13 protein-coding genes are annotated in these 12009 nt (G+C 59.9%); 7 read left to right on the top strand and 6 right to left on the bottom strand.

Annotation, left to right across the window (positions count from 1 at the left end):
• Positions 1–650 precede the first annotated feature (650 nt).
• Positions 651–1055, top strand: coding sequence for a hypothetical protein (locus tag AC5RWT_RS28720; protein WP_494083162.1), 405 nt, complete (start codon positions 651–653; stop codon positions 1053–1055).
• An 883-nt stretch (positions 1056–1938) separates the two neighbouring features.
• Here AC5RWT_RS28720 and AC5RWT_RS28715 read toward each other — a convergent pair.
• Complete coding sequence (locus tag AC5RWT_RS28715) at positions 1939–2754, bottom strand: hypothetical protein (RefSeq protein WP_494083161.1); 816 nt, start codon at positions 2752–2754, stop codon at positions 1939–1941.
• 119 nt (positions 2755–2873) lie between these two features.
• Between AC5RWT_RS28715 and AC5RWT_RS28710 the strand changes: the two genes are divergently transcribed.
• Positions 2874–3224 (top strand): hypothetical protein, encoded by a 351-nt coding sequence (locus AC5RWT_RS28710; RefSeq protein ID WP_494083160.1) that lies wholly within the window; start codon positions 2874–2876, stop codon positions 3222–3224.
• A 68-nt stretch (positions 3225–3292) separates the two neighbouring features.
• Here the strand turns inward: AC5RWT_RS28710 and AC5RWT_RS28705 are convergent, their stop codons facing one another.
• The 4 genes from AC5RWT_RS28705 to AC5RWT_RS28690 all read right to left on the bottom strand — a co-directional run bounded on the left by AC5RWT_RS28705 (position 3293) and on the right by AC5RWT_RS28690 (position 7326).
• Positions 3293–3841: a ribbon-helix-helix domain-containing protein gene (locus AC5RWT_RS28705; protein WP_494083159.1), complete on the bottom strand. Its 549-nt coding sequence runs from the start codon at positions 3839–3841 to the stop codon at positions 3293–3295.
• A 17-nt stretch (positions 3842–3858) separates the two neighbouring features.
• Complete coding sequence (locus AC5RWT_RS28700; RefSeq protein ID WP_494083158.1) at positions 3859–4776, bottom strand: ParA family protein; 918 nt, start codon at positions 4774–4776, stop codon at positions 3859–3861.
• Between the two features lie 266 nt (positions 4777–5042).
• Positions 5043–6803, bottom strand: a complete 1761-nt coding sequence (locus tag AC5RWT_RS28695) for a MarR family transcriptional regulator (protein WP_494083157.1) — start codon at positions 6801–6803, stop codon at positions 5043–5045.
• 295 nt (positions 6804–7098) lie between these two features.
• Positions 7099–7326 (bottom strand): hypothetical protein, encoded by a 228-nt coding sequence (locus tag AC5RWT_RS28690; protein WP_494083156.1) that lies wholly within the window; start codon positions 7324–7326, stop codon positions 7099–7101.
• A 519-nt stretch (positions 7327–7845) separates the two neighbouring features.
• Here AC5RWT_RS28690 and AC5RWT_RS28685 point away from each other — a divergent pair.
• The 4 genes from AC5RWT_RS28685 to AC5RWT_RS28670 all read left to right on the top strand — a co-directional run bounded on the left by AC5RWT_RS28685 (position 7846) and on the right by AC5RWT_RS28670 (position 10447).
• Positions 7846–8283, top strand: coding sequence for a hypothetical protein (locus AC5RWT_RS28685; protein ID WP_494083155.1), 438 nt, complete (start codon positions 7846–7848; stop codon positions 8281–8283).
• Complete coding sequence (locus AC5RWT_RS28680; RefSeq protein WP_494083154.1) at positions 8280–9278, top strand: hypothetical protein; 999 nt, start codon at positions 8280–8282, stop codon at positions 9276–9278. Before AC5RWT_RS28685 ends, AC5RWT_RS28680 begins: the two co-directional genes overlap by 4 nt.
• Positions 9279–9896, top strand: a complete 618-nt coding sequence (locus tag AC5RWT_RS28675) for a hypothetical protein (RefSeq protein ID WP_494083153.1) — start codon at positions 9279–9281, stop codon at positions 9894–9896.
• 92 nt (positions 9897–9988) lie between these two features.
• On the top strand, positions 9989–10447 hold the full coding sequence (locus AC5RWT_RS28670; protein ID WP_494083152.1) for a hypothetical protein: 459 nt from the start codon (positions 9989–9991) through the stop codon (positions 10445–10447).
• A gap of 139 nt (positions 10448–10586) precedes the next feature.
• On the opposite strand, the gene AC5RWT_RS28665 is transcribed toward AC5RWT_RS28670, so the two are convergent.
• The gene (locus AC5RWT_RS28665) at positions 10587–10916 is read right to left on the bottom strand and encodes an ArsR/SmtB family transcription factor (RefSeq protein ID WP_494083151.1); all 330 of its coding nucleotides are present in this window, start codon (positions 10914–10916) and stop codon (positions 10587–10589) included.
• Between the two features lie 195 nt (positions 10917–11111).
• On the opposite strand from AC5RWT_RS28665, the gene AC5RWT_RS28660 reads away from it, so the two are divergent.
• Positions 11112–12009: CHAP domain-containing protein (locus tag AC5RWT_RS28660; RefSeq protein ID WP_494083150.1), on the top strand; the 898-nt coding region annotated here is incomplete at its 3' end.

The following is a 12009-nucleotide window of genomic DNA, read 5'->3' as shown; positions in this document are numbered from 1 at the left end:
AAGGAGTTCTCACCAACCGGAGGCTGTGAGCAAAGACCCGGTCCCTATGGCGTGTAAAGAGAGAAGCAAAAGCGGAACCGTCACCGTCGATGACGCGCAGCCAAAGCTCATTGTCCGTGGATGCTTTCCCTGTGTCCCCCATACCCATAAGTGTCCGGCAAACACATCGTGGTTCCCGCTGCGAGATATTTCCGCCGGCCGTGTTTCTCCGCCCGTCCGTGCATACGGTTATGAAGCGCACGACGACAGGGGGTGGGGGTGTACCCTTCGGGCCGGCGCCAGCCGGACCGGTAGTCATAGCGACTTTCCTCGCGGACGGGTTGGAAAGTCTTTCTTGAGCCAACTTCCCCGTGGTTACTGGGATGCGGGGCTATTGGTTCGGGCTGAGCGGGAAGCGCAACAGCAGACATTCAACCGCCGCATGTCGTGGGCCGCAGTGCTCTTGCCGGTGCCGCCGTCGTGGTCCCGTTCGTGGTCCTGTTTCTGGACAGGACACTGCCCTAACCTGCAGGGCCCCGAAGCGGGTGGGGGATGCCCCATAATCGGGGTAAGCCCCGCCCGCCCGTACATGGCGATTACGGAAGCGTACGGGTACTGCACCCGATGGAAGCGTGGTTTCCTTGATCCATACAGCTTCGACAGGGGACTGCATGGATCACCGGCCCGTTTCGGCACGAGTGTTTCAGGGCGTGGCGTTCGCGCTCACGGTCGCTGTTGCCCTGATCGTCCTACTCGTTCCCATGTACACCGTGGAGTCATTTTCACAAGGGCCGGGGGTTCCGGATGGCCCGGTCGTAACCGAGCACTTGACCTTGCTTACAGTCAACGGGCCTTCAATATTCGTGCCGCTACTGGTTCCGGTGATCCTGACCGGGCTTCCCCTCCTAATCCGCGGGAAGCCGTGGAGGGGTCTTTCCATCATGGCAACCGTTCTTCTGGCAGTCTTTACCTGGATCGGTTCAGCATCCATAGGCTGGTTCTACGTGCCGGCCCTGCTTGCCTCAGCCGGTGCCCTCCTAATCCGGCCAGCAGAGAGACATACTGCGGCCTCTTGAGACGGCCCGAGCCAGCGACCCGGACAGGGGTGGGGGTGTACCCCTTCGGCCCGCGCCAGCGGGACCGGTAGTGATAGCGGTTTTTCCCGCGCACGGATTGAGAAGTTTTTCTTCTGCAACTTCCCCATCATTGTTGGGAAGCAAAGGCATCTGGCCGGTCAACTTTGCCGATGGCAAGGCCGGTTTCAGCCAAAAAACGTCGTAGACACACCAGGGCCAGGGACGGCGGAACTCTGCGGAGCCGGCACTGGACCCAACAGCCGGCCGCGCCAGCGGACGCCCACCAGGGCGTATCGCAGCGAAGACCCAGGGCTTTTAGGGGCCCGCGTTATGCCCATTGGCGGGCAGGTGGAGCCCTCCGCACAGCTCAAAGCTGTCCCCACTGGGTATAATCCGGGTCCTCGAAGCGGTTATCTACTGCATTCTTTCTTCCGCGGGATGGGTCACCGATGCCGGGTCCAGCTCCGGTCGGGCCCTCAGAAGCGTACGGCGTGCCGGACATCGCGGTGTCGCGGTTGCTACGCTGTCTGTTCACTCCGCTCAGAAAGGGTGCAAGAAATGGGCCTCAAAAATTTCTTTCAGCGCAAGGCTCCCGCCCCGGCACTTTCCAGCCCCTCACACTCAGCTGAGGCCGCCCAGAGCGGGTTTTCCTCAGCGGATCAGGCGCAGGATCTTCGAGCTGCTTGGGCCGAGCTGACGGAGGCAGCCCGAGAGTCGAAAGTGACCAATTTCCATGCATGCACGCGGACGGGGCGACCTTGGGCCGAAGACCCGACCGCAGTCCGGGCCATTGCCGCTACCCTCCGGGAACACCCCTTTGAGGGGCACCAGGACAGCTAAAGTTCCCTCCCCACCCTGTGACATAGCATCTTGACGCGCGCCGTTACTTTTCGGCCAAACGGCGCAGCTCATTGATCACCATCACCGAGGGCGAGTATCCGCCCGAGCGCCGGATCAGGAGATTCCGGGCCGCTGCGGTCCTGTCGCTGGCCAGACGGGCGACCAGCCAATTCCTGCTGCCGCGTAGTTCTGCAGCAAGCTCGTTCATCTGCCCGATCAGCTTCGAATATTCGACCTGAGAGTTGTCGCGGACAAGGCGGCTCGCCTCTTTCAAGATGAGAGTTGTCATATAGCCGCCTTCATTGGACTGCAGCATCGGCTCTAACAGGGTTTTGCCGATCGAGACACGTGTATGAGTTGTCCCGCCGCGGTAGCCAGGCTCACGTTCAAGCTGTTCGGCCAGGTGCGTCATGCGGATGTGGACGGCCCTGGCCAGGTCGGTTCGCTGAGCATCTTTCTCTTCAGACCAGTTCTCGCCAAGCTCGTCCAGCTCTTGTTTCCAAGTCGGCGCGGACACGTAGAGAAACACAGCCCCACTGGCAATCCATTGAAGGAAGATACCGTCAATTTGTCCGGCACGTTCCTCCCACTGCCGCACGAGCTCGGCAGGAGGATCTGGGTCCTCCTCGTCATCCGGACTCCAGCTTTCGACGAGCTCTGAGGGATCAAGCCGGGAAATGGTCATGGACAGGAACGGTGCGAACGCGTGCTGGGCCAGGTCGAGCACTTCGTCAACAGAGGTAGTTTCTTGCCGGAAAATGACAGTCGGCTGCCCTGGGAATACTGCTTCCATAAGCCGTAACCCGCGCTTGTCGGCGCCAGCGCGCAGCTCTTGCACCACGTCCTCGAAATCGTCCACCTCCGCACAATAGCGGATAGGACCTACGGCGTGGGACGGGCTGAGGCCCGTCCCTGCCTCCGTGTGCCGGTTAGTCAGGTACGTTTAGATTCGCATTTGGAGAAATCTCAGGGGGAATTATGAAGGTCGCAATCCGCATCAGTTCTTACGTGGCTCTCCTGCTCGCATTGGCGGCGTGCGGAAGTGAATCCGAAGCTTCGAAGGGGCCAGAGGAAAGCACCTTTGGGGCGGGGTGCCGGCCTTACAACAGTGTCCATGACTGCCGTGTAGCCGTGCTTGGCGTCATTACTACGGCAAAATATAAAGACCGCACCAGCACGACTCTCGATAGGGCTTATGACGAGTGGAGAGAGGTGTGCGATATCAGCGGAGACAGCATGGTCGGCGAACTCGACCCCGCTTGTGTCGGCATTTTGGACAAGATTGCGGAGACCGCTATCCGCCTCAATCCGAATATCGCGAATAAGTAGCCGCGACGATGCGGGCTCGATCAACGATTGTCGGCGTTCGTGCCGCCGCTTCATTCTGGCTGCTTCACTCAGCCTGCTTCCTTCTCCAGATACAACTTGTACACGGCCGTGATGAAGGCACTACGTGAGGGGGCTTCCATTCGCTTCATTTTCCCGTCGATCCATCGGACCTGTTGATCGTCTAGGCGTACGTTGATCTGGATTCCTGCAGCACCTCGAGGTCGACGAATCCTGCGAGGCATCCCGGTCTCAGGCTGTTGGGAGTCGGTCTCAAAGGCTTTAGCCAGTGTGCGTTCATCGATCACGTCAAAGGCTTCTACAAGGAGATCGGCGTATGTGGTTTGGTGACTACGAACCATGTCTCTGACCTTCTCCAAGAGCACTGGAGGCAGATACACACCAACGTTGCGGATCGCGCCGCTTGCTTGTTCCGAAGATTTTGTCCGAGTCGCCTGGGCAGGTTTGGCTTCCTCCGGAGGTTCAGGAGCTAGAGCCTCGGGACCTGCTGGACGGCGGGGTACAACAGAGACTGACTTACGTTTGGGGCTCAGCAGGCCTTCGAGGCTCGCTCCCCTTCCATCTGCGGTCTGGCTGGCAGGTTTAAACGCATCGGCCAAGCTATGTCGCTCCGCGTTCACAGGTTTTCACTCTCAATCTGGTTGAGCCGGCGGAGGATCTCGCCGGTTAGCTGTTCATACTCTTCGGCCAAATCTCCCGCGCTTCGCGCAAAGAACTCTTCGGCGGGCTTCTCCCCCGCCCGCAGCGCTTTGAGGCGTTGCTTTTGGGCATCCGTTGCTGCGCCTTCGAGCTCGTAGAACAGAAGGCCCTTCTTGCGAGCGTCGGCACTGGCGCTTTCAAGATTTCGAATCCGGGTGTTAAAGACCGGGGCAACGTCCGAGAGCATTTCCTGCAAGCTATGGCGCACGCTGCGCTCAAGGCGGAGTGAACGGGGTCCAACACCGAATAGCACGACACCAGCCAATTGAAGCGCCGGATTGCGCTCCCGAACGGCCATAAATCGCCGGGCAACGCGCTCCACACCGTCAAGGCTGGCATCGTCAGATCTTGTTGGAATGACGACCGCCGTGGAGACGGCAAACGCCCCTTCCACAAGCGTCCGCTCGCCGGGTGGAGTGTCGAGAAGGATCAAGTCGTAAGCTTCGGCGATTGGCGCTAGAACGGCGTAGAGAAGGTCGCCAAAGTCGCCGGCATTGTTACGCCCGGCCCGCGAGACCATGAGTCCCTGGATATCTTCAAGGGCTTGCCCACCAGGGATCACGTCCAGGTTCTCTCGTACTTCAGTAAGCACCCGGGGGGCAGTGCCCGTGATGAGCGCATTAAACAGTTCCTGGCCGGTGTGCGGCTCATATCCAAGATCGCGTGCCAGATCACCCTGAGGGTCGAGGTCCACTAAGAGCACTTTTGCGCCCGCTAGCGCGGCGTAGCCGCCCACGTTTGCGACCGTAGTGGTCTTTCCGACTCCGCCTTTACCATTCGCGAGGGCGACCACCCTTTCAATGGCTTTGGAAGTGTTGGCTTCCCTCTCCGCCACAGCGTGTATTGAACGCGCCATATGAGTTCCTACCCTCTTCCCTGCTCTACCTTCTATCTGCGTCTCCGCTTCAAAGCTTATGGGTGGAACAGCTTTATCTGGCGCAGCGACACTCGCTATTTTGCTGACCATTCGCGCTGCTACCGTCCGCGCAAGATGTAAAGCTGTTCAATCAACTGACTTAATAGCTGTCTTTATGGCTATAGCAATAGCAGTGGTTATAGCCTTATATGCTGCTGCTGGCAGTCGAGCTTCAGCTGACACACCTAAGATGCACGCGCATAGACCAAGCCGGCGATGGTTTGTTCTTCGTCCGGTGGTCCGTCGTATTGCCAGTAGGGATAGTCATCTGTGTCGGTGGCCAGGATCGGTCCGCGAGACAATGCTCGCTTGGTGAGCCATTGGTGCCAGATGACACGTTCTGCCCGGTAGCGTTTCAGTTGCGCTCCGATGGCTTCGAGGACTCCGAAGCGTTCCGCCAGGGCGCGGAGACTCGTATCGGTGACGATTTTCCAGCGTCCGTTGACGCGGTTAACCATGTTCCAGGCGGCCATGAGTTCGAGGGCTTGGGCCACGGCTCTGGGGGAGAGGCGGCTGGCACGGGCTATGTCGGCTCCGGTCGGTGCCATATCGCCCTGTTCTATGGTTTCGTAGACGAACGCGGCCACGATGCCCAGCTCACGGAACACTGGGCGGAGAGCGTGGAGTTTGCCGGCCCGCCATGATCGCGTTTCTGCCCGCTCCAGGTATTGATCCGGGATCACCAATTCGTAGAGGTCGGCACGCACGCCGCGCCCTTCGTTGGCCAAGCGGATGAGCCGTATCTCACCGATTGCCAGATCCCTAAGCTGTCGTGCCACGGTCGTTTCGTGTGCGCCGGTGGCCACAGCAAGGGAACGCACCCCGAATTCAATGAACCGGCTGCCGGCCTTGGACGCGGCTTCTCCCATCGCCCTCAGCAGCATCCTGATACCCAGGCCTGCCCGGGAACCAGCTAGAGAGTGCTCGTAGGCTGCCAGCGCGTTTCGCCAGTTCAACAGGTATTCGTATTCGGCAGGAGACTTCGCTTGCGGCAGCAGGGTTAGTACCGGGGGGTGTGTATTAGGTGGGCTTGTGTAGCTTTTATGCCTAGTGTCATTCCCTGCCTTGTGGCCTTCGGTTTTCTTGCGGAGACCCTGGACATAGGACACTGCGTTCTCCCAGTCCCGCTGTAGCGCTTTGGCCCGGTTCGCCGGGGAGTACCGGGAGTAGAAGGCCACCATGCCTGCCCAGATGTTTTGGTGCATCAGGCGTTGCACGTCGGTGAGGGCCCACCCAGCTGCCGCAGCGGAGGCGAGTACGCCTTGCCGTGCCTCTGAAGGGGAGTTGTATTTGCTGGTGTCGTAGTTGCCGCTGCGGGCTGTGTATTCCTTGTTCGGCTTTAGGGCTGTCGGGCCGCCGGTGCGGGGGATTGTTTCACCGGGTTCGAGCAGTTCAAGTGGCTCTGTGCGGCGTTGCCGGATGGCAGCCAGTTCCTCTTGGAGGTCCGCGCGCAGCTTGGTCCATGCCGGCCACTTGTTGCGGTGGGCTTTGGCGATGTCGTAGGCGGTGTTCAGGCTCATGGTGAGCTTTTGGAAGCCGCCTCTTTTCCAGACGCTGCCCGGGACGCGGATGGCGCCTGTGGCGGCGTTCTCGTGGGGGCCGGGGTCGATGCTGGTGTATCGCTTGGCCAGGGCCTGGACGAATTCTTTGGCGTCGGTGAAGACGATTCCAAAGTCGAGGGGGACATAGAGGTGCCGGCCGCCGCTGGGGGACTGGTCCTCGATCCATCGCACCTCATTGGCGGAGAACCAGTTGCGCAGCTGCCGGTAGTCGTTATCGACTTTGTCCTGTCCGCCTCGGCTGACGTCAAGGTCAAGACAGAGGGTGCGGACCATCCCATCCCGACCGCATGTGCGGACCGCAGCGGGAAAGGACGGCAGAGCAGCGGAGAGTTCGCGCTCTCCGCTGTCCCTGTAGGTCTTGCCGCCGTCCTTCGACAGGCGCATCCATGGCCCTGAGGCTATCAAGGGTGCCAGGGCGCGCCACTCTGCTGCTGCCTGGTCCCTCTCAGACAGCGACAGCGGATGAAGGCCCGCTTCCGACACGCCGTCGGGCGCGGTCGGCAAGGCGTCACCTATCGCAAATGGGTGTGCGTGTATGATGGAATCAACTCCATATGGAAAAGGGCATGAAAATACCCGGTATCTGTATGAAGCTCGCTGTTGAAGAGTCTTGGCGGAATCACAACAGCTAGCTTGGATAACTTCATAAGAAGGCCCGCATCCCGCGGGCCTTCTTCGTTTAACTGGCGCGGCTGATAGGCAAAGCCTCCTGACCGTGCAGCGTTTCAAGGTCAATGGTCAATAGGTGATCATGCACTAAGGAGGCGACGTAGTCGCTAACAGAGCAGCCATGTGCTTCAGCTATGGCGAACAGCTTCTCGGCATCTGCGAGAGGCATGCGCGCTCCAACGAGATGGCGGGCGCCCTTGCTGCGTTGCCCACCCTTGCTGTGACCCTTGATAGCCATAGGACCAGTCAACATGTAACAGTTTCGATTGGCCGATATTGTTTGCGGCGTGTCGGATGTATTTCTGTTCGTACGCACGATGTCGCTACAGTCCCCTGGCTACAGCGGCGGCTGCTACCAGCCACGCGCGCTGCGTCGCAGATTGCAGTGATCCATAGCGCAGTACACCGTCGTGTCCGAGAAGACGCGGAGTCAGGGCCAATGGCTGGGCAGGCCTGATGTAAGTCAGAGGTGGCGCCATCGGGGTAGTCAGCAATTCGTATCCTCTTCCTGTGACCGGCGCCCTAATATCCGCTTGATAAAAGTCAGCCCGAGGCGGGCCAGCCTCCTTCGCGCGCCCGTGACAAGCAGAGTTAAGGGCACCTTGGTATGGTTTGCCCTTGCCTGACTAGTCCGGTCAGGCGCTAAATCAATACTACACATCACTGAAATAATTTCAGTGGCAGGTTAACTGGGTGAGAACTGATGGCGAATCAATTGCTAGAACCTACGGAGTTGTCCCTGCGGACAATCCAGTCCTTGCAGCTGCCGACTTCTCCCACCCTGCCGCACCTAATCACCGCAGTAGAGCGGGCCTACGGCAAACCGTTGGAGTTCGATGAAGTAGCGGATGACGTGCTGGCGGACGGCGTCACCGGTCGGTGGATCGACATGCCTGACCGGGGGATCATTCAGTACCGCCGCGGTCACGCGTTCTGGTGCCGGCATGTCATTTTGCACGAGTTCGGGCACATTCTGTTGGGGCACCAGGGTGAACCAGCTGACGGCCTTCAGTCCGCAGGCTTCTTTTCTGGAGTAGGTAAGCGGCGCGGGATCAGTTGGATGTGCCGCCCTGCCGCCATTCCCTTGGGAGAGGCCGAGCAGGCGGCCGAAAACCTCGCCTATGCACTGGCTCAACGGCTGGTAACGGGGCAGGATGCCTCCGTCTCCGACGCAGAACGGATTTTTGGACTGTGATTCAAGCTGCATTCTGGCTGTTGGCTGTTGTTTTCGCGGCGCGCTTGTACCTCGTGGCGAGGCACAACGCATCGACCGCGTTCCTGGGAGCAACCGGTGTCGGCGTCGTGGGCCTCTTCTGTACCGGCCAAATCGTTCCCGAGAGCACGCTTGACGCTCTAATCGGGGGGACAAACTGGATCCACCTAGTGAGGAACCTTCTAGTTACCACAGCAGTGTGGCTGGTCCGGGAAGGTGTGTTCAGCGCCCTCTCCACCGAAGCCGTGGCCAAACGCCGCGCGACGCACAGGCCGCTGTTCCTCGCCGCACTCCTGCTGGCAATAGCCATCCCATTTACCCTGCAGTCCTTCGTCCCGACCACAGATGCGTTCATCCCGGAAACCGTTCACCAACCGGCGGTTTACGTCTACGCAACGGTCTACATGGTGATCCTTGGATGCCTGGGCCTGTCGGTCCTAAGAGTCAGCATTGGGCCGCGTGACAGCCGCACAGTACGCGCCAGCGCCACGGTTGTTGGTATTGGAATGGGCCTCATGGTTCTGGGCTGCATCGACGAGATCATCTACATGAGCCTCCGCTTTACCGGCTTCCAGGGTTCCCTTGCCAATGTGACGTTCTTGCTGTTCACGCCCCTCTTCTATAGCGGAATCTTGCTCACATCGTTGGGGCTCGGCATACCGCCAATGGTGCGGCTCTGGCGCAGGCTGGCTCTCATGGATCGCTTCTGGATTCTCGTGCTCCATTCCAAGTTTCCTGCCGTGAGAAGTACCGGGAACGCGCCGGAGGCAGGGTTTTCATTTGCGCCCGACGTACTGGGGTCTCGCCCGTCCGAGCGGCTGTACACGCTGGTTATTGCCGTCGGCGACCTTCGCGCCGCGGGCCTGCAGGCAGCTTATTCCCCGCCAGCTGAGAGGGCGCTTGTCCTGGCTCAGCGGCGGTTGACCAACACATTCGAGCCCCTTGGGCTGGAGCTTAGGAAAAGGGCAGAAATTTAGGTGGCTACAGACACCCAATTCGCAGTCGTTACCCCTTCGGTGATGCAGCGTGTGGCCCGCGTTTCAACGGAAGTGGCGCAGCCGCCTCTCGTTCTCTCGCTGCTGCTCGTTCTCGCTTCTGTGCGTGACGGGGGAGGTGCTGCCGCCCTGCTCCCTGGGCTCGTGGCCGCTGTGACGATCTGCTTGGCGCCCCTGCTGGTGGTGGTGATTCTTGCCCGCAGCGGGAAACTCACGGATCACCACGTGGGAGACAAGAAGCAACGCCGTCCGGTGATGCTGTGGACGTTGGCATCAGCCCTTGTTGGGTGCGGAATACTGACATCGATCAACACTCCGGTGACTGTGTGGGCACTCATTGCTGGCATTCTCGGCGGCATCCTGGCACTCATTATCGTCAGCCCTTTCTGGAAGGTGTCCGGGCACGCCATGACGCTTGGAGGAGCGACGATTTCCTCGGCAATGCTGTTCGGAGTCTGGTCAATCCCGTTCGTGATTGCCGCGCCTCTGGTGTGCTGGTCAAGGGTGTATTTGAGGGATCACACGCTTTCTCAGGTGCTGGCCGGGTTCGTAACAGGCCTTGTCGTATTCGGATCGGCCTGCGTGCTGATTCTGAACTGACATAGTATTTTTTCTGAACGTTCAGGGTCCCCAGTTATGGAACAGCAGACGGTACTACGAACGGCCTAGATGCCGCTCCGAGAGCAGGAAGAATGACTGAGGGCACCAACCCCGTTGACAGCAGGACAGACCGTGAGGTCTTGGCGTCCAAGCTGCAACTCCTTCTCGACATCGTGCATGCCAAGGATGCTGCCAGCTTCACTTACGAAGAGATCCGCGCGGGCCTGGCCGAACAGGGCTTCAATCTGACGAAGACCCGATGGCATCGGCTCCTAGCCGGCTCTCCGGACAACCGGTGGGACCCCGAGTTGCTGAAAGCTCTCGCATACTTCTTCGACGTGGACCCCGACTACTTACTGCAGCGCAGTGGCCCTGTCCCCGAGCGAGTGGAAGCCGAACTTCGGCTTATTGAAGCGTTGCGCATTTCAGAGGTCGAACATTTTGCTGCACGCGTCCTTGGGGAAGTGAACATTGAGGCCGTCCGCGCAGTCACTGATGCGCTGAGAAATCTCCCGGGCCGGACGCGCGGCGAAGGCACCACGCCCCACTGAAATAAATTCACTACTGAAATAATTTCAGTAGGATTGGTGCATGCGCCGCTACTTGCAGGCTGCCAGAAGCTGTTTTTCGGGCCCTCCTGACTACCACCACACAGCCAATGGCAGTGGTGGAGGTGGCGACAGAGGGCGCCTAGCCGCCTTCCGGGACCACGCCCAAAGCTTCGCCAAGCTTTTTGTAGCGCCGCAGGACCTCTTCGCCGGCCAGCAGGTACTGAACCCGCATCCCGTTCCGCTCTTCCGTAGCCGGCGGATCCTGGGTGGCAATGCCCTCATCGGTGAGCAGTTGGAGATTGTGCTTTGCTGTCGCTACTCCGATATCGAGGCCTGCCGCCACTTCTCCCCGCGTTGCAGGACCGTTCTGCGCCAGGAATCCAATGATGGCCACCCGCGTCAGGTTCCCGAACGCGTTAATGACCGGCTCCAAACTGGCTGCGTTCTTCGGGTGGGCATACCTGGGCATACCTGCAATCTTGCCGTACTTGCGTGTGTACTCGCATAACAACCGCCATAGCGGCTAATTAAATTACCCGCTATGCTCGAGGTAAAAGTCAGTTGCTGTCACGTGAAGGCAGATTCAAATTGAGGGAAGCAGGATGACCATGTTGCGGTTTGATGCCAACTGGCCTACCAGCTGCCGTGCAAGGGAACTGTCGTGATGCAGGGCAAGTCAGTAGGCCTTGTGTCGCTGATCGTGGTTCCCGGGCTCTTCTTTGGGCTCATCTTTTCCGTTCTCTTGCTGTTCACGCCTGCGAAGTCCGTCGCAGCAGACTGCGGCCCGACCGTCTCCGTGACCATCAACGGTGACACCAAAGTGGACGGCTACACCCAGGAGCAGCTGAAGAATGCTGCGGCGATCATGGGTGCAGGCAAGGCTCTGAAGCTGTCTGCAAAAGGTCAGATGATCAGCGTCATGGTTGCTCTGGGGGAGTCGGGGCTGCGTGTTCTTGACCGCGGCGACGCCGCCGGGCCAGATTCCCGGGGGTTGTTCCAGCAACGCGGGAACGGTGCTTGGGGATCGTACGCGGACCGGATGGACCCGATCATCAGTGCGACGAACTTCATCAAGGCGCTGCAGAAGGTCGACGGCTGGGAGCTGCTGGAGCCGACCATTGCCGGTAACAAGGTCCAGCGCAACGCTGACCCGTACCACTACCAGAGGTACTGGCCCGAGGCCGTGAAACTTGTCCAGGCACTCTCTGACGGCAATTTCTCACTGGAAGGCAGCGACTGCGCGATCCCGGGACAGTCCGGCGCCGGAGATGACTACCCGTGGAACAACTCACCCACTTGGATGCAGGCGGGAGCGGGCGCAGCGGCCGCATCGCCGCTGGGCATGTTTTACCGCGAATGCGTGGACTTTGCCCTGTGGCGCGTGAACCAACAGATGGGATCGACCAGCGCGCCGTTCAAGTTCCTCAATGGCACCTTCCGCCCGGACGGCCAGAAGTTGGGTTCGGCGCTGACGTGGAAGGCCGGCTGGGATGCCAAGGGCTGGCCCACCGGTTCCGTTCCTCGTGTCGGGGCGGTTGTCTGGTACGCGCCGGGGGCCGGGG

The sequence above is a fragment of the Arthrobacter sp. Dra40 genome, from assembly GCF_059091905.1.
This window is presented reverse-complemented; position numbering and strand designations above follow the sequence as displayed.